Annotated in this window: 1 pseudogene; it reads left to right on the forward strand. The window is 34.8% G+C overall.

The annotated features are described in order from the left end of the window. Positions 1–310: pseudogene (locus ACFIO5_RS10040) on the forward strand (multidrug effflux MFS transporter); the annotation flags it as partial.

A 310-nucleotide genomic window follows, 5' to 3' on the forward strand; every position in this document is an offset into this window, starting at 1 on the left:
TCTATCGTTATGATGATTTTTCTAATTGCACCAATAATTGGACCTTCAACAGGACAGTTTATTTTATTGTTTGGGAACTGGCAAGTTATTTTTATATTCATGGCAATTATTGGTTTTGGACTGATGATTTGGATTCAACTGCGCTTGCCTGAGACTCTTTATACACAACGTTCTCTTTCCTTTTCTTCGATCAAACACAATTTATGGATTGTTATAATTAATCGCACAACACTTTGCTATACACTAGCAGCCTCTATTATTTTAGCTTGTATTTTCACCGCCGTTAATACGGCGCAACAAACATATGAAG

It is taken from the genome of Bartonella sp. AA86SXKL, from assembly GCF_042196885.1.